Origin of the sequence: Mucilaginibacter sp. UYCu711 (assembly GCF_050433825.1) — a bacterium.
Taxonomy (GTDB): Bacteria; Bacteroidota; Bacteroidia; order Sphingobacteriales; family Sphingobacteriaceae; genus Mucilaginibacter.
The window spans coordinates 374,627-394,810 of record NZ_JBNPWM010000004.1 but is presented as its reverse complement, the minus strand read 5'-3'; the positions used below and the strand labels follow the sequence as shown (position 1 = coordinate 394,810).

Annotated in this window: 25 protein-coding genes; 9 read left to right on the top strand and 16 right to left on the bottom strand. The window is 41.7% G+C overall.

The genetic code is table 11. The features are described 5' to 3' along the window. Positions 1-45: 45 nt before the first annotated feature. The 14 genes from ABIB50_RS11230 to ABIB50_RS11165 form a co-directional block, all read right to left on the bottom strand. Positions 46-804 (bottom strand): isoprenyl transferase, encoded by a 759-nt coding sequence (locus ABIB50_RS11230; RefSeq protein ID WP_429379884.1) that lies wholly within the window; start codon positions 802-804, stop codon positions 46-48. 197 nt (positions 805-1,001) lie between these two features. Beyond that, positions 1,002-1,769: a DUF6089 family protein gene (locus ABIB50_RS11225; protein ID WP_429379809.1), complete on the bottom strand. Its 768-nt coding sequence runs from the start codon at positions 1,767-1,769 to the stop codon at positions 1,002-1,004. Between the two features lie 10 nt (positions 1,770-1,779). Beyond that, positions 1,780-2,661, bottom strand: coding sequence for an NAD kinase (locus ABIB50_RS11220; protein WP_429379808.1), 882 nt, complete (start codon positions 2,659-2,661; stop codon positions 1,780-1,782). A gap of 103 nt (positions 2,662-2,764) precedes the next feature. Continuing rightward, the gene (locus ABIB50_RS11215; RefSeq protein ID WP_429379807.1) at positions 2,765-3,427 is read right to left on the bottom strand and encodes a CBS domain-containing protein; all 663 of its coding nucleotides are present in this window, start codon (positions 3,425-3,427) and stop codon (positions 2,765-2,767) included. A 2-nt stretch (positions 3,428-3,429) separates the two neighbouring features. Then, the gene (locus ABIB50_RS11210) at positions 3,430-4,191 is read right to left on the bottom strand and encodes an alpha/beta fold hydrolase (RefSeq protein WP_429379806.1); all 762 of its coding nucleotides are present in this window, start codon (positions 4,189-4,191) and stop codon (positions 3,430-3,432) included. Between the two features lie 104 nt (positions 4,192-4,295). After that, positions 4,296-4,745: a GatB/YqeY domain-containing protein gene (locus ABIB50_RS11205; protein WP_429379805.1), complete on the bottom strand. Its 450-nt coding sequence runs from the start codon at positions 4,743-4,745 to the stop codon at positions 4,296-4,298. 79 nt (positions 4,746-4,824) lie between these two features. Beyond that, positions 4,825-5,583: an SDR family oxidoreductase gene (locus ABIB50_RS11200; protein ID WP_429379804.1), complete on the bottom strand. Its 759-nt coding sequence runs from the start codon at positions 5,581-5,583 to the stop codon at positions 4,825-4,827. 77 nt (positions 5,584-5,660) lie between these two features. Then, positions 5,661-6,398, bottom strand: a complete 738-nt coding sequence (locus ABIB50_RS11195; RefSeq protein WP_429379803.1) for an outer membrane beta-barrel protein — start codon at positions 6,396-6,398, stop codon at positions 5,661-5,663. Next, positions 6,395-7,126 (bottom strand): bifunctional demethylmenaquinone methyltransferase/2-methoxy-6-polyprenyl-1,4-benzoquinol methylase UbiE, encoded by a 732-nt coding sequence (gene ubiE / locus ABIB50_RS11190; RefSeq protein ID WP_429379802.1) that lies wholly within the window; start codon positions 7,124-7,126, stop codon positions 6,395-6,397. Before ubiE ends, ABIB50_RS11195 begins: the two co-directional genes overlap by 4 nt. Positions 7,127-7,356: 230 nt before the next feature. After that, positions 7,357-7,842 (bottom strand): GNAT family N-acetyltransferase, encoded by a 486-nt coding sequence (locus tag ABIB50_RS11185; RefSeq protein ID WP_429379801.1) that lies wholly within the window; start codon positions 7,840-7,842, stop codon positions 7,357-7,359. 17 nt (positions 7,843-7,859) lie between these two features. Continuing rightward, positions 7,860-8,351, bottom strand: a complete 492-nt coding sequence (locus ABIB50_RS11180) for a MarR family winged helix-turn-helix transcriptional regulator (RefSeq protein ID WP_429379800.1) — start codon at positions 8,349-8,351, stop codon at positions 7,860-7,862. 3 nt (positions 8,352-8,354) lie between these two features. Next, complete coding sequence (locus ABIB50_RS11175) at positions 8,355-8,855, bottom strand: GNAT family N-acetyltransferase (RefSeq protein WP_429379799.1); 501 nt, start codon at positions 8,853-8,855, stop codon at positions 8,355-8,357. A 119-nt stretch (positions 8,856-8,974) separates the two neighbouring features. After that, on the bottom strand, positions 8,975-9,463 hold the full coding sequence (locus tag ABIB50_RS11170; RefSeq protein ID WP_429379798.1) for a VOC family protein: 489 nt from the start codon (positions 9,461-9,463) through the stop codon (positions 8,975-8,977). Positions 9,464-9,573: 110 nt separating this feature from the next. Beyond that, a complete protein-coding gene (locus ABIB50_RS11165; protein ID WP_429379797.1) occupies positions 9,574-10,005 on the bottom strand; it encodes a DUF1801 domain-containing protein in 432 nt (143 codons plus the stop codon). A gap of 166 nt (positions 10,006-10,171) precedes the next feature. Here ABIB50_RS11165 and yihA point away from each other — a divergent pair, with 166 nt between their 5' ends. From yihA to ABIB50_RS11130, 7 genes are all read left to right on the top strand, one after another. Continuing rightward, a complete protein-coding gene (gene yihA, locus ABIB50_RS11160) occupies positions 10,172-10,795 on the top strand; it encodes a ribosome biogenesis GTP-binding protein YihA/YsxC (protein WP_429379796.1) in 624 nt (207 codons plus the stop codon). Positions 10,796-10,931: 136 nt separating this feature from the next. Next, positions 10,932-11,813: a UbiA-like polyprenyltransferase gene (locus tag ABIB50_RS11155; protein WP_429379795.1), complete on the top strand. Its 882-nt coding sequence runs from the start codon at positions 10,932-10,934 to the stop codon at positions 11,811-11,813. A 10-nt stretch (positions 11,814-11,823) separates the two neighbouring features. Next, complete coding sequence (locus tag ABIB50_RS11150; RefSeq protein ID WP_429379794.1) at positions 11,824-12,426, top strand: Crp/Fnr family transcriptional regulator; 603 nt, start codon at positions 11,824-11,826, stop codon at positions 12,424-12,426. A 116-nt stretch (positions 12,427-12,542) separates the two neighbouring features. Next, complete coding sequence (locus ABIB50_RS11145) at positions 12,543-13,469, top strand: NAD-dependent epimerase/dehydratase family protein (protein ID WP_429379793.1); 927 nt, start codon at positions 12,543-12,545, stop codon at positions 13,467-13,469. Between the two features lie 128 nt (positions 13,470-13,597). Continuing rightward, the gene (locus tag ABIB50_RS11140) at positions 13,598-15,298 is read left to right on the top strand and encodes a M3 family oligoendopeptidase (RefSeq protein WP_429379792.1); all 1,701 of its coding nucleotides are present in this window, start codon (positions 13,598-13,600) and stop codon (positions 15,296-15,298) included. Positions 15,299-15,319: 21 nt separating this feature from the next. After that, positions 15,320-15,766, top strand: coding sequence for a hypothetical protein (locus tag ABIB50_RS11135; protein ID WP_429379791.1), 447 nt, complete (start codon positions 15,320-15,322; stop codon positions 15,764-15,766). 117 nt (positions 15,767-15,883) lie between these two features. Next, positions 15,884-16,546 carry a hypothetical protein gene (locus ABIB50_RS11130; RefSeq protein WP_429379790.1) on the top strand — a complete coding sequence of 221 codons (663 nt, stop codon included), beginning with the start codon at positions 15,884-15,886 and terminating at the stop codon, positions 16,544-16,546. 1 nt (position 16,547) lies between these two features. Here ABIB50_RS11130 and ABIB50_RS11125 read toward each other — a convergent pair whose 3' ends face one another. Continuing rightward, the gene (locus tag ABIB50_RS11125) at positions 16,548-17,207 is read right to left on the bottom strand and encodes a phosphatase PAP2 family protein (RefSeq protein WP_429379789.1); all 660 of its coding nucleotides are present in this window, start codon (positions 17,205-17,207) and stop codon (positions 16,548-16,550) included. Positions 17,208-17,283: 76 nt separating this feature from the next. On the opposite strand from ABIB50_RS11125, the gene ABIB50_RS11120 reads away from it, so the two are divergent. Together ABIB50_RS11120 and ABIB50_RS11115 are read left to right on the top strand one after the other, a co-directional pair. Beyond that, positions 17,284-18,978 (top strand): amino acid permease, encoded by a 1,695-nt coding sequence (locus ABIB50_RS11120; protein ID WP_429379788.1) that lies wholly within the window; start codon positions 17,284-17,286, stop codon positions 18,976-18,978. Between the two features lie 143 nt (positions 18,979-19,121). Then, positions 19,122-19,376 carry a SemiSWEET transporter gene (locus ABIB50_RS11115; RefSeq protein ID WP_429379787.1) on the top strand — a complete coding sequence of 85 codons (255 nt, stop codon included), beginning with the start codon at positions 19,122-19,124 and terminating at the stop codon, positions 19,374-19,376. A gap of 1 nt (position 19,377) precedes the next feature. Here ABIB50_RS11115 and ABIB50_RS11110 read toward each other — a convergent pair whose 3' ends face one another. Continuing rightward, positions 19,378-20,175, bottom strand: a complete 798-nt coding sequence (locus ABIB50_RS11110; protein ID WP_429379786.1) for a phosphatase PAP2 family protein — start codon at positions 20,173-20,175, stop codon at positions 19,378-19,380. Positions 20,176-20,184: the final 9 nt, after the last annotated feature.

Here is a 20,184-nt window from a genome sequence, read left to right as displayed (position 1 = left end):
TAAAAATAATTTATACAGTTGTTAAAATTTGTTAAACGGAAAAATTTAGTTTACCTGCTCACTTGTCATACCAAAACGGCGCTCGCGTTTCTGGTAATCTAATATGGCTTCATAAAGATCTTCTTTCCTGAAATCAGGCCATAGTTTTGGTGTAAAATACAACTCGGCATAGGCAATTTGCCATAGCAGGTAGTTGCTTATTCTAAATTCGCCACTGGTTCTTATTAACAACTCCGGGTCGGGTATATCGCCGGTATACAAGTTGCTTTCAAAAAGTTTTTCGTCAATATCATTCACGTCTATCTCGCCACTTTTTACTTTAATTGCAAGGCTTTTTGCAGCATGTACAATTTCGCGGCGCGAGCTATAGCTTAATGCCAGCGTTAACACAAGGCCGGTATTTTTTGATGTTGTTTTAATAGCGTTGATTAACTCTTCGTAACATTTTTTGGGCAGCATGTCCAGGTCGCCTATTGCATTAAGCTGAACATTCTTGTCCATAAAGTTTTTGATTTCTTTATTGATAGTGCTAACCATCAACTCCATAATGGCCATAACCTCCAACTTGGGGCGGTTCCAATTCTCGGATGAGAAAGTGTAAAGTGTTAAATATTTAAGCCCCAGGTTAACACCACCTTCAACTACATCTCTAACAGACAGTACACCATTGTGGTGACCAAATATTCTTAATTTGCCTTTGTCTTTTGCCCACCTGCCATTGCCATCCATTATAATAGCTATGTGTTGCGGTAACTTTAACAAATCAATCTTATCCTTATAACTCATTTCCTTTTGCCGATCAATAAAGCCATACAGGCTTGAAACGCGTGTTTTTAATATAGATGTATGTTTTTACAACACGCCCGATATCTAGGGTTTTGATAAATAACGCCCAAATTTTCAGGTGACAAAGGTAAAACTTACTTTGTACTTTTTTAGTATGCTAATGAAAAGAAAGTTTGCACAAAAATTTGGGGCATTTTTAACCCCGCATTGTTTACTTAATAGTAACACTTCTGTGTTATAAAGGTATACGATATGGATAGCCCTATAAACATATAGGTATCCTTGGGTCTTAAATCACCACGCTGGGTACCTGCCGCACCAATTTGATTGGCAGAACGATCAGACAATGCTACTGCCAATGCTGTGGGTAATTTACTCTTATCAGCATATACATCGCTTACATCATCTATATAATCTGTATAAGCTATCCGGTAACCCAGATCGGCCCCAAGGGTTAACCTGCCGGCTATATTATATTTAATACCCAGGCCAAAAGGTACAGCTATTGTACTGCCGGGGTATGATTTACCTTCGGTTTGTATGGTACGCAAATCATACGTTCGCCCTAAGTAAGTAGTTTTTGGGGTATAACCTGTATAAGCTATCCCTCCAAAAATATAAGGTGTATATATGCTTTCACTTACTGATGGTATATACTTCATAAAGTTAAACTCGCCGGTAAGGCTTAACTCGTTTAATTGAGTGTTGAAGCTTAGGTTACGGCTGCGTGCCTGTGCGTTTTGCGAAAGGCTGTCGGCACCTTTAATTAAGCCATAAGTATAGCCCAGTTTAAGCGCCAGGTAACCGTCAAAGTTCTTTTTAACAAATATACCGCCTGCAATGCCCGAAATTTTAAAAGGGTTATTTTGGTTCAGATCGCCCATATAACCTGCACCGCCGGCAAAACCGCCAACTTCCCAGGCTTGAGACTTTGCTGTTAATGAAATAAATAGTAAAAGTAACGCTGCTAAAGATTTAGCCATCCACCAAAAATTAGTAATTGCGTGCATCAAGGCCCCACAATAGTTTGTTTCTTAACGTAGATAAGTAGCTTTCATTATTTAGGCGGATAAGATTTAGCTCGAAATTTGCTTTCTGCACTTTGAACCGCATAGGTTTATCAATAATTTCCGTTTTCGAATCGCAAGATAAAATATAGTTAGAGTTGCGCGATTCCACCTCGAAAGAGAGGATGCTGCTATCGGGCAATATAATAGGCCTTACATTTAAATTATGCGGTGCAACGGGCGTAACCACTATGCTATTAGATTCAGGAAATATAATAGGGCCACCGCAGCTTAATGAATAAGCGGTAGAACCGGTTGCTGTTGCTATAATGATACCATCGCCCCAGTACGAGTTTAAAAACTCGCCATCCAAAAACATACTGGTGGTGATCATGGCCGAATCATCGCGCTTGTGAATGGTAATATCATTAAGCGCGAAATTATCCATACCTAATATGTTTAACTCAGATTCGACACTTAACAGGCCACGGCCATCTAACGTGTATTGTTTGTTTACCACGGCATGTATAGCCGACGCGATATCGCTTTTGTTTACACTGGCTAAAAAGCCCAGCCTGCCAAAGTTAATGCCTATAACCGGCACGCCCGAGTCGCGGATAACACTCACCATATCCAGTAAGGTGCCATCGCCACCAAGGGTTATAAATGCGTCGATAACGCCCTTTATCTGGTCGCCATCATTTAATACATTATATATACCGGTATTTATTTTGCCAGAAAGGTAATTGTTTAGCTGGTGATGGACATATACATCAACCGAGTGCAGCGATAAGCTATCAAACACCTGTTGTATAAAAGGTAGTGCCGCTTCGTCATTAAACTGCCTGCCGTATACTGCTATTTTCATTAGTTTATTAGTTCAATGGTTCATTAGTTTATTGGTGTAGCATTTTTACCTATCCATTAATCAATTATTACTAATGAACTAATGCGCCATTGAACCAATGAGCCTAAAGATTTAAGTAATTCATCAGCGAAGCGTACCTATCCATCGCACCATCATCGTGCTCGCTGTGATTAAAGGTGGCTTTTACATCATATTCATAACGTAAAAAAGTTGCCACTATATTTGATATGTCCTGCTTGTTAACTTTCAGGGTAACTTCCATCCGGGTTGAATCGGGAAAGGTGCGTACATACGAGCTTAAGATCTGGGCATTGTCTGATTCAACTATCTGCGCCATGTGCGCCAGTGAATTATTTTTGTTATCGGTATCCAGAATAATAATACCTCCCGGCTGCGAAACCGAAACTATGGTAGCAAAGTATTCGTTCATCCGGTTAAGTGGAATCAGCCCTAAATAGTTCTTTTTAATATCCAGCACCGGAACAACGCTTAATCTTTGTTCATAAAACAGGCGTATCACATCATAGATGTGCTGGTCTTCGCGCACATATGGATTAACCAGCGATAGCCCCAGAGCACCTATCGGTGTTTGGGCATCCATTTCGGGCAGCATATCGCTTTCGGCCAATAGGCCTAAAAACTGCTCTTCGTTTACAATTGGCAAATGGCGCACGCGAAACTCGACCATACGATCAAGCACCTTCCGTATGGTATCAGAGGTGTGTATCGGCGGTATTGCGTCAGCTATCAATTCAACTGCAAACATATTTATGCTCCTATTTTTTCTAAAAACAATTTCAACAAGCGGTTAAACTCCTGCGGATGCTCCATCATGGCTGCATGGCCGCATTTATCTACCCAGTGCAATTCAGAATCCGGCAGCAACTGGTGAAACTCTTCAGCCACTTCCGGTGGTGTTATTTTATCGTTACGGCCCCATATTAATGAAACCGGGATATGTATTTTATGCAGATCCTTTTTCATATTATGGCGTATGGCCGATTTTGCCATTGCCAATAACCGTATAACGCTATGCCTGTCGTTAACTAATTTATAAACTTCGTCAATTAATTCGGGCGTTGCAATTTTAGGATCGTAAAAGGTGTATTCTACTTTTTCTTTTACAAAATCCATGCTTTCCCTTCGCGGGAAAGAACCACCAAAAGCATTTTCATATAAACCAGAGCTACCGCTTAACACCAATGCCTTCAACTTTTCCGGATGGGCAAGCGAATAAATTAAACCTACGTGGCCACCTAACGAGTTGCCTAACAGGATAACGTTCTCCAGTTTTTTATACTTTATAAACTTATGTACGTATTTTGATAACGTTTTAACCCCTGTAGTTATTACCGGCAGATCATAAACAGGCAGCATTGGTAAAATTACCCGGTATTTATGTCTGAATTCCTCAATAACCTCTTCCCAATTGCTAAGCCCGCCCATTAAGCCGTGCAATAACAATAACACCTGTCCTTCGCCCTCATCGATGTAACTAAAACCACGTTCCTCTTTAAGCACGAAACCCATATATATAATCTTTGTAAGTGTTAATTTTAATAAAGCCTAAGCTTAATGTACCCGCTATAAAAATAGCTTATTGTGGTTTACCTGCAACAATTAAAACAAATAAATTATCCTAATAATTGTTTTACCACCTCTGATATTGTTTTACCATCGGCTTGCCCTGCAAGTTCTTTATTGGCCATACCCATAACCCGGCCCATGTCTTGTATTGATGTTGCGCCTATGCGGCCAATCAGCTCTTGTATAAAGCCTTCAACCTCAAAACGGGTCATTTGTTGTGGTAAATAAGGCTCAATAACAGCCATCTCTGCCATCTCTACCTGGTACAGATCGTCGCGGCCCTGGGTTTTATAAATATCTGCCGATTCTTTACGTTGCTTAACCAGCTTTTGCAAAACTTTGATCTCAGCCTCGGGCGTTATTTCTTCGGCGGCGCCTTTCTCGGTCTTAGCCAATAGCAATGCCGATTTTATAGCGCGCAAGCCCTGTAAACGGTCGGCCTGTTTCGCCAGCATAGCCAACTTTATATCCTGATCTATTTGTGTAATAAGCGACATCTGTTTAATTATTGAATAACTGAATTATTGATTTAATATAATTTGCATAGCTGCATATTTGCACAGCTGCACATTTTACCTATTTCCTGTTTATAATAGTTGCTGAGGCTTGCGCGGTTGGCATAATTAACATATCATTTATGTTAACGTGCTTAGGGCGCGTTACCACGAACCAAATTGTTTCGGCAATATCATTGGCTGCTAAAGGTTCAAAGCCATCATAAACTTTTTTGGCCCGTTCTTTATCACCATGAAAACGTACTTCAGAGAACTCTGTTTCAACTGCACCCGGATGTATGGCAGTAACCTTTATGCCGTGCGATACCAGATCAATCCGCATACCTTTGCTTAACGCATCAACAGCAGCTTTTGTAGCGCAATAAACATTCCCGTTAGGGTAAACTTCTTTTCCGGCTATTGATCCTAAATTTACGATATGACCTTTACCATTAGCTATCATCCAGTTTGAAACCACCTTGCTTACGTATAAAAGGCCTTTTATGTTTGTGTCTATCATGGTATCCCAATCATCCAGGCTACCGTTTTGTATGGGGTCAAGGCCCTGGCTCAGGCCGGCATTGTTTATCAGCACATCAACCTTTTTCCACTTGGCAGGCAGGCTTTCAAAGTTACTGGCAACCTGTTCGCGGTCGCGCACATCAAAGGCGCAAACAGCTACTTCGGTATCGTACTTCTTGTTTAAACTTGCTGCTAATTTCTCTAACCTGTCCAGCCTGCGGCCGGTAAGTATCAGGTTGTATTTTTCGCGGGCAAACAGTTGCGCGCAGGCCTCGCCTATTCCTGCAGTGGCCCCGGTAATTAATGCAATTTTAGCCATAGATATCCTATAAATCCACTGCGAAATTATGCTTTTTCATTGGCAATTAAACCATTTTAGAGACATAAAAGCGGCATCTACTCAAAATGCAAGCTAAACATCAGGGTATGTAAAGATAATTTATCAATCGGCCTTGAGTAAGGATGATTTTCGTGAAGCATGACATCACCAAAAGAGTTTGACAATTTTATTTCGGGAGATAGCTTAAAAAACTCGAAATACAGGTCGCAGCCAATACCGGCTTCGTATGAAGCATAGCTGCTTACATTCTTAACTAATTTATCTGCCAGCGCGGCGCCTGCATCCGCATTTACACGGCTGCCTATGGCCTGCGAGTATTTAACCCCGCCTAAAACGTAGGCCCTAAAATCACCTATACGGTCTGATTTTAATTTGAGCAGTAAAGGCAGGTCTATCACGGTAGCCTGTACGGCCTTTTTTACGTTCTGACCTGGTGTATTAAATGTATAATCAATACTGCGGTCGGCAAAAATTAATCCGGGTGTTACCCGCGCTTCCAGGTGTTCGGTTATCTTGAAACGGGCTAAAAAACCCACTGCGAAACCCTGCGAGTTTGCCGAACCTATACTTTTTATAGAGTCGGTAACTTTTAAACCCTCGTTATCTATATAAGGATTGCGCCAGTCCAGCTTTTTATCAATTTTAAAGTAGCTGCTTACATAACTAAAGCTAAAACCGAAACTTATATTTTTATCATCGGCCCCGCCGCCCCATGCCGGTACCACGTCCTGCGCAAACAGGCAATGGCTGCAAAAAAACAGGGACAAAATTAGCAGGCACCTTATTTTGATCATTTAACGCCGGTATAAATTGAACAGATACCAAACGCTAAAGGCCTGCATTTGGTATGTTTAAAGCCTACCTTATCCATAACTGCTAAAAAATCCTTACCATCAGGAAAAGCCGCTACCGACTCGGGCAGGTAGGAATATGCTCTTGAATCTTTCGAAAAAAGCTTGCCGATACCCGGTGTTATATAGTTGAAATAGAATTTATACAATTGCTTTACAGGGAATACCTTAGGTTTTGAAAACTCCAACACCACGGCTTTTCCACCCGGTTTTAAAACACGATTGATGTCGGCCATGCCCATTTCAAGGTTCTCGAAATTACGCACACCATAAGCAACGGTTACCGCGTCAAACTCACCGGCTTCGAAAGGTAGTTTTTCTGAGTCGCCCAGTTTAATTTCAAACTTATGGCCTAAGCCACGTTTGGTAATTTTTTGCTGCGCGATATCCAGCATGCCCTGTGAAATATCAACCCCGACAATTTTATCGGGATTAAGGATAGACAGCGCCTCGAAAGCAAAATCGCCGGTACCGGTGGCTACATCCAGGATCAGTTTTGGCTGATCTTTCTTTAACTCGTTAATGGCCTTTTTGCGCCAGATGATATCAATACCCAATGACATGAAGTGATTCAGGAAATCATAGGTTTTTGATATATTGTTAAACATATCGGCCACCTGCTCTTTTTTGGTGCCCTGCTTCTGACTGTACGGGATTACGGTTTTGCTCATAGTATGCGGCAAAGATAGGGATTTAGAGATTAGTGATTAGAGGTTGGAGATTAGTTTTTAACCTTACATTACAAACAACTAATCTATGATCACGGTAGCCCCTTCAATCAGTATACTGTGTTACTGTTACAGAAACAAATGTACCACCTGACACACTTGTAACACCTGTAACACTGTGCTGTGCCAGGGACAGGTGTAACACCTGGCACAGCTGGCACAGTTAAACTTAGCTATAGTTCTTTCACCATCCAGATCGTACAGGCAAAATGACCCGAGTTGCCCAAAGCCCCATTTAATGGTTTAAAACCCGCTTTTTCATACATACTTACAGCTTTAGCCAATTGGGGGAAAGATTCAAGATATAAATGGGTATAACCCAAATCTGCCGCGGCTTCATAACATTTATCCATCAGCATTTTGCCGATGCCTTTGCCGCGGGTTGCGGCAGTTAAGTATAATTTTACCAGTTCGGCATAGCCGGTTGGTAAACCGGGCGTTGGGTAAATGCCGCAGCCGCCAATTAAAGCGCCGTCCTCCCCGGCTACAAAATAGCAGCTGGCCGGAGCTTCGGCAAACAGTTGATATAAACGGTCGGTATCCGGGTCTGAATAAACTGTTCCCACCTTTGGCACATCAAACTCAATCAGCGATTCGCGGATTATCCGCGCCAGCTCCACATTATCTTCGGGTTTAATATTTCTTATTGTTATTGACATTGTAATAGTAATTTGGGTTAGTCTTTTAATTCGTTTGCTGCCATAATAACTTTGGCACGCTGGTAAAAGCTTTGGATCTCCATTTGCTGCTCTACCTCGGCTATGGCTTTCATCAGGTTATTTTGGGTATCGGTTAATTGCGTCGCGGCAGCTATCATAATTTGCCAAACGGGTTTCATTTGCTCTATCAACGCTTTACCTTTTTCGGTTAATTGTACCAGGCGCTTTCGCTCATCAGCTTTATCTTTGCCTGATTTAATGAGTTTTAATTTCTCCAGCTCCTTTAATAAGGTAATGGTTGATGGGTGACTGTAACCTATCTCGTTAGCCAGCTCAACCACACTTAATAGCGGTTTAAAATACAATGTGTATATCACCGGGAACCACTTCGGCTCAAAGTCGATGCCGTGTGCTTTGTAGATCAGTAAACCATCCTTACGCATTTGCTCGCTTAGCCGTTGCATCCGGGTGGCTATAGCCAATATGCCCGATTCGTCAATTACTCCCATACTTTATTTATTTAAATGTAACTGGTAAAACATGGTGTCGGTTAACATGAGCGGGAAATACGGCGGCAAGTCTTCTTTCGCTATCCGTTCAAACCCATTACGCTCATAAAATCTATGGGCCGCCTTTAGTGGTTCAACTGTACCTAACTGAACATCGGTTATATCTTTATCGCGGCAAAACTGCAGCAGCACATCCAGCAGTTTTTGCGCCGTACCCCACTCTTTACCACGGTAATCCGTTTTAACAAACATCTTACGGATGCAGCCTGCCTGATGCCCGGTATTTATTAAAGCGATAGTGCCCGCTAACTCTTCGCCCACAAAAGCACCCCAGAAGCTGCCGCCATCTGCATGATAATTCGCGTCGATATCCCGCAGATCAGGTTGTTGATCAATAGTTATAGTTAAGCCAAATTCCTTTTGCTGGATAGATAAGATCAGATCTATTACCTGTTCGCAATATTCATTATGAATGGGCCGGATTGTTAATGTAGTCGTCATCATATTAATTTATATACAATATTACGTAGTTAACTACATATAATGCAACAATTAATTGAAATTTCTTAATATTTTGTTCATTTCGAAACGAGGAACGAGTGAGAAATGGCAGATCAAACAACTTATTTAACCAAAGCCAACAACCCCTCCATATCCAAACGGCGGGTAAACATTTCTATTTCGCCATTCGCATCCAGCGGCCACTGTTCTTTGGGGCGGTCCCAGTATAATTCAACTCCGTTGCCGTCGGGGTCGTCCAGGTAAATAGCTTCTGACACGCCATGGTCTGACGCGCCGGTGATGGGATATTTTTTATCAATCAGCCGTTGCAAAATTTCGGCAAGATCTTTACGCTCGGGGTATAGTATGGCGGTATGGAATAATCCGGGTGCATATTCAGGAGCACGTGGTGCCCCTTTGCTTTGCCAGGTATTTAAACCGATATGGTGATGATACCCCCCTGCCGATATAAAAGCAGCCTGGTTGCCATATAACTGCATAATTTCAAAACCCAGTAATCCGCTATAAAAATCCAATGATTGTTGCAGATCGCTCACTTTTAAATGCACATGGCCTATCCGGGTTTGGGCAGGGACCTTATAATCGCTCATAATATTACATGTTTAAACATCAAATTTACGGTATTTGATTTGTTTAATTGTTATCGCATTGTAAATTACAAATATCTACCTGAAAATAGCTCGCGTTAAGCAGTGAAATTTTAATTTTCACTCGTAGCCTCAACCCCATACCGTATTGCAGCTCCAAGTATATTCAATTTTATATCTTTCAACGTTTTAAACTTAATACAATATCCGCTCACGCTCGCCTTGCCTATTTCTTTCCCATACGACTGGGCTAAGTATGCCTTGTCTTCGATACCAAGGATGTAGACAGAGATGCCGGTTGTATTTGCGCTCATACCAACCTGATAAAACTCCCTGGTTTTTCCGTCAGCATATTTTATGGTGTAAGATCCATAGCCTATATTGGGGTTAGAAACAATTTTATTTTCACTGTTTTTACCATCAAGGAACCATAACTTACATCCCGGTAATACCTGGAGTATAAACCTGTGCAACTCTTGCATGTCGCTACGTTTTGGTTCAGGCTGGCTGGTAATATACGCTTCGATCTGTTCTGGTATGCTCATATCAAATATTGGATTATGGGTTGCTTACTTTATTTGTAGTCATAAAAATAATTTATTTCTTTTACTTTCTTCAAAAGTACTCCCCTGTTTTCTTTGGTTAATTATTCAAACTACCAACTAATCACTAACCACCAATCTCTAATCACTAAATCACTATCTTTGCCGCATGATCATAAAATCTGCCGACTTTATTTGCAGCAATACCCAAATTTCAAAATTGCCGCCACCGGTAAAGCCCGAGTATGCTTTCATCGGCCGGTCAAACGTGGGTAAGTCATCGTTAATTAATATGCTGACGGCTAAAAAAGGTTTGGCCAAAACCTCGCAAACACCCGGTAAAACCCAGCTCATCAATCATTTTTTGGTGAACGATAACTGGTACATTGTGGATTTACCAGGTTATGGCTATGCCCGTGCATCAAAAACCAAAAAAGCCGACTGGAACAAGTTCATCCAACAATACCTGGACAAACGCGAAAGCCTGCAATGCGTAATGGTATTGATTGACAGCCGCCTTGATCCGCAGAAAATAGATATTGAGTTTTGTAACTGGCTGGGCGAAAAAGGACTTTCGTTTGTATTGGTATTCACCAAGGCTGATAAACAATCAAGCATAAAAACAGATCAAAGCGTAGCCAAGTTTAAAAAGGCTTTGTTAGAGACATTTGATGAGGTACCGCAGATCTTTATTACCTCGGCCGAGGAGCATCTGGGTCGTGATGAGATCTTAGGATTTATCAGCACCATAAACCAGGATTTTGAAATACCGGATTATAAGACGTTTGATTAAGTAAAATAATAAACCAACACGTCATTGCGAGGAACGAAGCAATCTCTACAACAGACAGTCATTATGCACATTGATTAGCAGGTGCAGAGATTGCTTCGTTCCTCGCAATGACGGCGTATAATATTAAAACATACAAATGAAAAAATATCTGTCATTAGTAACTTTCTCGCATACCATATTTGCCATGCCGTTTGCTTTTATCGGCTTTTTTTTGGCGGTTACCACAACTACCCACACCTTTGAGTGGCCAAAGCTGGTGATGATGGTATTGTGTATGGTGTTTGCCCGTAACTCGGCCATGGCGTTTAACCGCTATCTGGACCGCGAGATAGATGCCAAAAATCCACGCACCAAAGTACGCGACATCCCGGCGGGGCGCATCAGCGCGGCATCGGCTTTAACATTTACTATTGCCAATTGCCTGTTGTTTATAGCTACCACTTATTTTATCAACCCACTTTGCTTTTATTTGAGCCCGGTGGCTTTGATGGTGGTTTTGGGTTATAGCGCTACCAAGCGTTTTACCGCGCTTTGCCATTTGGTTTTAGGGTTGGGCTTATCCCTTGCCCCTATCGGCGCTTATTTAGTGGTGACAGGCGAATTTGCTTTGTTGCCTATATTCTTCTCGTTAGCAGTACTTTGCTGGGTTAGCGGTTTTGACATCATCTATGCTTTACAGGATGAGGACTTCGACCGTGCCGAAAAACTACACTCTATCCCGGCCTGGATGGGTAAGGTAAATGCTTTGCGGTTATCTACCTTTCTGCACGTGTTATCGGCGGTATTTATTGTGCTGCCCGTGTTTTATACCCAGGTTGGTTTGTTGTATTATGTGGGGATCTTGTTTTTCTGCATCATGCTTACCTACCAGCACCTATTGGTAAAACCGAATGATCTAAGCCGGGTGAACTTCGCTTTTATGACAACTAATGGCATTGCCAGTGTTGTGTTTGCCAGTTTGTTTTTGTTGGACAGATCGTTGTTGGCGCATGGATTATTTATGGGGATAAAACTTTAAAACCGGGGATATGGATAGCTCGATCGCATCGGTTACTTTCAGAAAGGCTCTTGAAAAGTTTGTTGAGTTTAATGAGGCCGAGTGGATTGTATTTACCCAGCATCTTACCTTCAGCACTCTAAAAAAGAAACAATATTTTGCCGAGTATGATAAAGTATGCGATAAAGTAGCCTTTATTGTTACCGGATCGGTACGCTATTTCCATATGAAGGATGGTATGGATATAACCGGTTATTTCAGTTTTGAGAATGAGTTGGTAAGCTCATACAAAAGTTACCTTACCCGTAAGCCAAGCTTAACCTACATCCAGGCATTGGAAGATACCCGCCTGATTAACATCAGCCGCACAGACATGGAGCAAATGCTTAACAACCCTTTGCTTGCCTATAAAATGGAGCGCTTTGGCCGCCTGGTTGCCGAGTATTATTTATGCTGCTATGAAGACAGGGTGGCTTCTTTCATCACCCAATCGCCAGAGGAACGATATCTGCAGTTACTAAACACCGGCAAAGAAATCCTGCAAAGAATGCCGCAACATTATATTGCCAACTTTTTGGGTATCACCCCCGTTTCGCTTTCGCGGATAAGAAGAAGATTGATTGTTACCAGGTAACTTATCCTACATTTTATTCGCGCTTCAAATCATCTAATCACTATTTTCTTATCTTTTGTTAACGTTTTAAGTATCAGGGCTGATCTACTTTTGTATCACACTAAAACAGAAAGATTATGCATACTATATTAGGAGCCGGCGGACCAGTAGCAAACGCGTTAACCACCGAATTATTAAACCACAATGAAACCATCCGCCTGGTAAGCAGGCGACCATCACAATTTACAGGCGATAAACTGAGCTGGAAAAAAGCCGATCTGCTTAACTACTCAGAATTATCGGCGGCAGCCAAAGGCGCAACCGTTATTTACTTATGCGCCGGTTTGGTTTACGATAAAAACATCTGGAAGCAGCAATGGCCGGTGTTAATGCGCAATGTTATTAATGTGGCTAAAGAAAATAACGCCCGGTTGATATTTTTTGACAACGTTTATATGTACGGTTTGGTTAACGGCCCAATGAACGAAGAAACGCCTTACAAACCCAGCAGCGTAAAAGGACAGATCCGCGCGGGTATAGCCAATATGTTAATGGACGAAGTTAAAGCCGGCACATTAAGGGCCAGCATTGCCCGTGGAGCAGATTTTTACGGCACATCGCCCACCAACAGTTTTTTGGACATGATGGTGCTTGATAAATATGCTAAAAAACAAAAAGCACAATGGATAGGCGATCCAAAAGCAAAACATAGCTTTAGTTACATACCTGATATGGGCAAAGCGCTTTATTTGCTGGGTCAAAACCCTGATAGCGATAACCAGATCTGGCACATGCCTACAGCGCCCGCCATTATCGGTAAAGAGCTTTTGGAAATAACAGCAGCCATTTATAAGGTTCAGCCAAAATATATGCGCATTAATAAGTTCCTGTTATTTATGGCCGGCTTGTTTACCAAAGTAATTATGGGTACGGTTGAAATGTATTATCAATATAACCACGACTATGTTTTCGACAGTAGCAAGTTTGAAAAAGCCTTTAATTTTAAACCAACCCCTTACCAGGAAGGGATAAAACATATGGCTGAGACTTTGTATAAGGATTGATGTAAATGTGATTAGATGGAGCCAGGTGTGTCGAAACGGTATACCAATTTATTTTACCCTTTCCCGTTTCCTCACATCCCAACTAATTCGCACATTTGCATATCTGCACATCCGCATATCAAAACATCATGATCCATAAAAAAACACGCACCTATATACCTGCCGACCTTGAAATTAAATGGGACACGCTGGAACCGTTGTATAAAGACTTAGTTAGCCGCCAGCTCAACTCGGTTACCGAGTTAGAGCATTGGCTGCACGACCGCAGTGAATTGGAAGCCGCTTTGGAAGAAGATTTTGCCTGGCGCTATATCCGCATGACCTGCGATACCAATAACGAACAATTGCTGGCCGATTTCCAGTATTTTGCTACCGAAATAGAGCCTAAAACCGCGCCTTACGGCAACGAGTTAAATATCAAGCTGGTTAAAAGCCCGTATTTTGATGAGTTAGATGCACACAAGTACTTTGTTTACCTGCGCGGTATTAAAAAGTCGTTGGAGCTATTCCGCGAGGAGAATATCCCTATCCAAACCGAGATCCAGGTTGAGCAGCAAAAATACCAGTCGATAAGCGGATCGTTATCTGTACACATCGGCGACAAGGAATATACTTTAGAGCAGGCCGCTGTATTTTTAAAGGATACCGATCGTGCCAAGCGCCAGGAGGTTTGGGAAAAGATCACCTTCCGCCGCCTGGAGGAAAAAGAAAAGTTGAACGACCTGTTTGATCACCTGCGTGTGCTGCGCCATAAAGTGGCCGTAAACGCGGGTTTTGAAAACTACCGCGATTATATGTTCCAGGCGTTGGGCCGTTTTGATTATACGCCGCAGGATTGCTATGCATTCCATGAAGCTATTGAACTTGAGATCGTACCTATCCTGCGCGAGCATGCACAACAACGCAAAGAAGCTTTAGGCCTGGATACTTTGCGCCCATGGGATATGGACGTCAACACATCGGGTAAACCTGCCTTAAAACCGTTTAATAGCGGCGAGGAGCTGATAGAAAAGTCTATCCAATGTTTCCGCAACATCAACAGTTATTTAGGCGAGCGTTTGGAGATCATGAAGGATAATAACCTGTTTGATGTAGAGAGCCGCAAAGGCAAGGCACCGGGCGGATATAACTACCCACTGTCAGAAACCGGCGCGCCGTTTATTTTCATGAACTCGGCCAACACCTTCCGCGATTTGACCACTATGGTACACGAAGGCGGCCACGCAGTGCATACCTTTTTAACTGCCGATTTGGAGTTGAATGATTTTAAACATTGCCCGTCAGAAGTAGCTGAATTGGCTTCTATGTCGATGGAGTTGATATCAATGGATAAATGGGATGTATTTTTTGATAACGAAGAGGACCTGAAACGTGCTAAACGCGATCAGTTGGTCGATGTCTTGAAAACGTTGCCCTGGGTAGCGGTTGTCGACCAGTTTCAGCATTGGATCTATACCAACCCCGACCATTTAGCATCAGAGCGTGCCGAGGCGTGGCTGAAAATATATGAGCCATTTGGCGCAGGCTTTGCCGACTGGAGCGGATTGGAAGAGGCAGAAGCTAATTTATGGCAGAAGCAACTGCATATTTTCGAGATCCCGTTCTATTATATTGAATATGGTTTTGCGCAATTAGGAGCTATTGCTGTGTACAAAAATTATAAAGAAAATCCGGAGAAAGCATTGGAGCAATACTTAGCTGCCCTAAAATTAGGTTACACTAAAACAATTAAGGAGATCTATGAGACAGCGGGCATTAAGTTTGACTTTAGCGCCAGCTATGTTAAAGAATTGGCAACCTTTATAAAGGGCGAAATAGAAAAATTATAGCATAGCCGGGATGAAACAAATATGAACCAGGCAGTCAATTTCTTTTGGACCATACTTTGTTTCATCCCCGTTATTGGTTTTTGGCTCACCGCCGATTTGTTTACCTGTTATGTTTTTATTGGGGTAAGCGCCGCAAGCCTGCTATTGCCTGCTAAGTTGTTGCAGTTAAGTAATCAGCATAAATTTTATGAAAAGCTGGGTATTAAGCTGATACGCAAGTTTGTACAAAACGGCGAGTATATTAATGCATTCCTGAAAAAGCGTAATCCTCAATATAAAATAATCCGCGGGAAGTTAGGTGCCACCGGCTATATGAAAACGGTTATCATGTATGAGCGGTATCATTTTTTGTGCTTTATATTTTTTTTACTAACGGATATTTTGGCCGTTATTTCTGGTAGATATAGCTGGGCTGTATTTATATTTTTGGCTAATATCGTTTACAATGTTTGCCCGATTTTATTGTAGCAATACAACCGCGTAAGGATAGATAATTTAACAAAACTTTAACATTTTTAGTGCCATTTTAATGTCTTAAAACCGCTACAAAAACGGTTTTGGTACGGTTTTGGGACAACCGTGTGTATGAAAAAGACACTTTTAATTTCCGCAACACTTATATTATCTGCCTTTACAGCATTTAGCCAGCAGGAATTAACTCCGGTTAAAATTGACAGCCTGGTTACTGTATCGTTACCTTCTGCTTATCAAAAATCTGATACTTTGGGTCAGCAGGTATATTCCTCAAATTCTACATTAGGATATGTAGTGGTTTTGAGGACCCCTAACGCTAAAAACACAAAGCCTTTACAAAAAGAGCGCGACCTGGATAAAGTACTTAAAGACAAGGTAAAGAGTATCCAGGCCGAATCAAGCTATGCAAGCGCGCAGTTTGTCCGCGACACTACTATCGGCAAGTTAAAAGCTAAAACGTTTACCTTGCAAACCGATAACGGACAGGGTGATATACAATTAAGAAATATTGTGTTACTGTATACCAATGCAGCTACCTATATTTTTGAGTATGTGTATCCAAACGCGCGTAAAGAGGTTGTAGCCGGCGAGTATAAATCATTTGTAAACTCGATCAGGTTATCGCCTGAATTACAGCGAAATGATCAGTATATATCAAACGCTAAAGGCATATCGCCTGTAGTAATTACCAGCATATTGGTAATTGCCGCATTAGGCTTAGTTGTGTTTTTAATAATATACATCCAAAAGAAAAGAAGATTGGCGTACGAATAAATTATTTGTTTAACAGTCCCCTGCTCCATGCGGGGGACTTTAAAAATTCGAGGTTCTCTGTCCAGTAGAGCCAACTAACAGTAACCACCACGCCTATTGCCGAGCCTGCGGTAACATCCTCAAAAAAATGCTGACTCAGGTACATGCGCGAGTAGCCAATCAACACGGCAAGTAACAATAACGGCAATCCCCAAAACTTATTTTTGCACCAGTAAGCTAATATTAAAGCTGTTGAGAATGCGGTGACCGTATGCCCTGATGGGAAACTATGAACGCTTAATTGATCTGTGCCTGGCACAAAATGGATCTTGGCCAACTGATCCTGGAAATACAATTTTGGCCTCGGCGCGTTTACAGCAAACTTTAATGATTGTGCCACAATACCCGAGCTTAAGGCATAACTGCCCGCCAAAACAAATGCTTTACGATAACTGAATAACAATATTATTGCGCTCAGGATTATAGTTGTCAGGCCATCGCCAATATTGGTTATATGGTGTGCTATATAATCGCCCCAGGCCCAATTGCTGGCGTTTACGGCGAAGTAGATTTCTTCGCGGGTATAAGTTAGTTTGATGATTAAACAGGCGGCTATTAATACCAGGTAGGGTATAAAAAAATATCTCAATTTGTATAGAATAGCCTTTATTCCTAATTTCATGGGTGCAAAGTAAGCATATACTTATATCTCAACAAAAAAATGGTTATGTTTGGTTCTGCACAGCAAATTAAGAAGCATGTCCAATAGCGTTTTTCGTAAAAAATCAATCAGTAAAATATTAGCAGACGTTGCCAGCGGCTTTAGTGATGCCGAGCATACAGGAACCCATCTTAAAAAAGAATTAAACGTACGCGACCTTACCCTGATGGGGATAGCAGCAGTAGTTGGCGCAGGCATCTTTTCAACCATCGGTGTAGCCTCTTTCGAGGGTGGACCGGGTGTTACCATATTATTTATAATTACAGCTATTACCTGCGGATTCTCTGCTTTATGCTATGCTGAGTTTGCCTCACGAATCCCGGTAGCGGGCAGTGCCTATACCTATGCCTACGCATCATTTGGCGAATTAATAGCCTGGATAATTGGCTGGGACCTTTTAATGGAATATGCTATCGGCAATATCGCGGTAGCCATATCATGGAGTGAATATTTTGTTAACCTGCTGGAAGGTTTTAATATCCATATGCCGCAATATTTAACAATGGATTATTTTACCGCCTTCCGTGCGCATGAAAGTGTGGCGCAGTTAACAGCCAGCGGACATTTGGCAGATATTACCGACAGCATGAAAGCTCACGCAATGGCCTGGACCAACGCCCCGGGTTTTGGCAATATTAAATTGATAGCCAATATACCTGCCCTGGCAATTGTTATTGCTATTACCTACCTGGTTTACATCGGCATTCGCGAAACCAAGAAGGCCACCAACGCTATGGTTTATTTAAAAATAGCTGTTGTACTGGCCGTTATTGTTATCGGCTTCTTTTATGTAACCCCTGCCAACTGGCACCCATTTTTACCGAACGGATTTAGCGGCGTGATGAAAGGCGTATCGGGTGTATTTTTTGCCTATATAGGTTTTGATGCCATATCAACTACCGCCGAGGAATGCCAGAACCCGCAACGCGACCTGCCCCGGGGTATGATCTATTCGCTCATTATCTGTACGGTATTATATGTTTTAATTGCCCTGGTGCTTACCGGTATGGTAAGTTATAAAGACCTTAATGTAGGCGACCCTTTGGCATTTGTATTTAAACAGGTTGGCTTAAGCAAAATAAGCTACGTAATATCTATAAGCGCGGTTATAGCTACCGCCAGCGTATTGTTGATTTTTCAATTGGGCCAGCCAAGGATCTGGATGAGCATGAGCCGCGATGGCTTATTGCCTAAAGCATTTTCGCGTATCCATCCTAAATATCATACACCATCATTTGCAACTATAGTTACTGGTTTTGTGGTGGCTATCCCGGCTTTGTTTATGAACTTAACAGAAGTAACCGACCTAACCAGTATAGGCACCTTGTTTGCTTTTGTATTGGTTTGCGGAGGGGTTTTGTTATTGCCAAGAGAAAGTGCGCATAAGGGCCGGTTCCATTTGCCGTATATCAACGCTAAGTTTATAGTGCCGGTGCTGTTTGTGGCAGGTATGGTAGGTTTTTGGAAACCAATTACAGAGCTATTCTCAGGCGAGAACGCGCACGAGAACTTCCCGATGTTTCTGTTCATTTTATTGGCGGCGGTATTAACGGTGCTGGCCTTTATAAAAAACTTATCGCTGATACCTGTATTAGGTTTAATGAGCTGTTTTTACCTGATGACACAATTAGGCTATACCAACTGGCTGCGTTTTTTAATATGGCTGGTTATAGGTTTGGTTATTTATTTTACTTATAGCTACAAGAATAGTAAATTGGGTAAACAAATTTAATGTACAGGTACGCATTAAGTAGTTGACAAATAACTAAGTATAAATAAACAAGCACACAAACACCTAAGTGTATTTTTTACACTAAGATAGCTACTAATTCCAAATTAATTTGCACATTTGCACATCCGCATATTGCAATTAAAATGAGTTACATCGAAATTATAGGCTTCATGGCCGCTTTTAGCACCACTGTTTCGTTTTTACCGCAGGCTGTTAAAACTATCCGTACCAAAGACACCTCGGGCATCTCTTTATCCATGTACGTGGTTTTTACAGTGGGTACATTTTTATGGCTGATATATGGAATAATGTCTCCAAGTGCACCTGTAGCAGTTGCTAATGCGATAACCTTTTTATTTTCGGCAATAATATTAGGCTATAAGATCAGGTATAAATAATTTACAACTGCATAGCAAACGACAATCCAGGTACACCATCTTGATAGAAAGGCATCAGCATAGCGCTTTTACCTTTTTTATCGGTGTGGGTTAACGCGTTCCGCAGATAAGGATATATCAGGTAAGATAATTTGGTAGATATAATACCTACGCCTGCCCCGGCTACTACGTCGCTGAACCAATGATCGCGGTTATACATCCTAAACACGCCGGTAGTAACTGCAAAAGAATAACCGATGGCGGTATATATATATGACTTTTCTGAATATTCTTGTGCTATAAACTCGGCGCCCATAAAAGCATTCGCGGTATGTCCCGAAGGAAACGAATAGTAATCGGCACCGTTGGGGCGTAACCTGTGAGTTAGTTTTTTTGTTGTAAACGTTGTTATACCCAATATTCCTGCCGAAAGACCCAACAAGGCGGTACGGTCTATAAAGCGATTTTTACCGGTAACACCAACCAGGTTTAAACCATATACCATAGCAACCGGTGCATATTGGAAATAATTTTCGGCTTTTGAGTGGAAATTCGGGCTGGTTTTGTTCGTCTCCGTTTGCACATAATAATCTAACCTGCGGATAGGGTGAATGGCAAATGATAAAGCGCCATAACTCACAGCAACCGCTGCGGGTACGAAAGACCAAACTTTAGACCGCAATTTTTTTACCGTATCAGGGGCGGTAAAAAGGTCCTTCTTAATAGTATCGACAATTTTTTTTTTGGTGGTATCAGTTGCCTGCTGTGCACAAACTTCTACAGAAATAAGGCAGAAAATTGCTATTAATAAATGCTTCATAGATATAAT

Bases quoted from the DNA above. Each gene is read 5' to 3' on its own strand.
- ABIB50_RS11225 (WP_429379809.1), bottom strand. From the start codon at position 1,769: ATGGCTAAATCTTTAGCAGCGTTACTTTTACTATTTATTTCATTAACA.
- ABIB50_RS11220 (WP_429379808.1), bottom strand. From the start codon at position 2,661: ATGAAAATAGCAGTATACGGCAGGCAGTTTAATGACGAAGCGGCACTA.
- ABIB50_RS11215 (WP_429379807.1), bottom strand. From the start codon at position 3,427: ATGTTTGCAGTTGAATTGATAGCTGACGCAATACCGCCGATACACACC.
- ABIB50_RS11210 (WP_429379806.1), bottom strand. From the start codon at position 4,191: ATGGGTTTCGTGCTTAAAGAGGAACGTGGTTTTAGTTACATCGATGAG.
- ABIB50_RS11205 (WP_429379805.1), bottom strand. From the start codon at position 4,745: ATGTCGCTTATTACACAAATAGATCAGGATATAAAGTTGGCTATGCTG.
- ABIB50_RS11200 (WP_429379804.1), bottom strand. From the start codon at position 5,583: ATGGCTAAAATTGCATTAATTACCGGGGCCACTGCAGGAATAGGCGAG.
- ABIB50_RS11195 (WP_429379803.1), bottom strand. From the start codon at position 6,398: ATGATCAAAATAAGGTGCCTGCTAATTTTGTCCCTGTTTTTTTGCAGC.
- ubiE (WP_429379802.1), bottom strand. From the start codon at position 7,126: ATGAGCAAAACCGTAATCCCGTACAGTCAGAAGCAGGGCACCAAAAAA.
- ABIB50_RS11185 (WP_429379801.1), bottom strand. From the start codon at position 7,842: ATGTCAATAACAATAAGAAATATTAAACCCGAAGATAATGTGGAGCTG.
- ABIB50_RS11180 (WP_429379800.1), bottom strand. From the start codon at position 8,351: ATGGGAGTAATTGACGAATCGGGCATATTGGCTATAGCCACCCGGATG.
- ABIB50_RS11175 (WP_429379799.1), bottom strand. From the start codon at position 8,855: ATGATGACGACTACATTAACAATCCGGCCCATTCATAATGAATATTGC.
- ABIB50_RS11170 (WP_429379798.1), bottom strand. From the start codon at position 9,463: ATGAGCGATTATAAGGTCCCTGCCCAAACCCGGATAGGCCATGTGCAT.
- ABIB50_RS11165 (WP_429379797.1), bottom strand. From the start codon at position 10,005: ATGAGCATACCAGAACAGATCGAAGCGTATATTACCAGCCAGCCTGAA.
- yihA (WP_429379796.1), top strand. From the start codon at position 10,172: ATGATCATAAAATCTGCCGACTTTATTTGCAGCAATACCCAAATTTCA.
- ABIB50_RS11155 (WP_429379795.1), top strand. From the start codon at position 10,932: ATGAAAAAATATCTGTCATTAGTAACTTTCTCGCATACCATATTTGCC.
- ABIB50_RS11150 (WP_429379794.1), top strand. From the start codon at position 11,824: ATGGATAGCTCGATCGCATCGGTTACTTTCAGAAAGGCTCTTGAAAAG.
- ABIB50_RS11145 (WP_429379793.1), top strand. From the start codon at position 12,543: ATGCATACTATATTAGGAGCCGGCGGACCAGTAGCAAACGCGTTAACC.
- ABIB50_RS11140 (WP_429379792.1), top strand. From the start codon at position 13,598: ATGATCCATAAAAAAACACGCACCTATATACCTGCCGACCTTGAAATT.
- ABIB50_RS11135 (WP_429379791.1), top strand. From the start codon at position 15,320: ATGAACCAGGCAGTCAATTTCTTTTGGACCATACTTTGTTTCATCCCC.
- ABIB50_RS11130 (WP_429379790.1), top strand. From the start codon at position 15,884: ATGAAAAAGACACTTTTAATTTCCGCAACACTTATATTATCTGCCTTT.
- ABIB50_RS11125 (WP_429379789.1), bottom strand. From the start codon at position 17,207: ATGAAATTAGGAATAAAGGCTATTCTATACAAATTGAGATATTTTTTT.
- ABIB50_RS11120 (WP_429379788.1), top strand. From the start codon at position 17,284: ATGTCCAATAGCGTTTTTCGTAAAAAATCAATCAGTAAAATATTAGCA.
- ABIB50_RS11115 (WP_429379787.1), top strand. From the start codon at position 19,122: ATGAGTTACATCGAAATTATAGGCTTCATGGCCGCTTTTAGCACCACT.
- ABIB50_RS11110 (WP_429379786.1), bottom strand. From the start codon at position 20,175: ATGAAGCATTTATTAATAGCAATTTTCTGCCTTATTTCTGTAGAAGTT.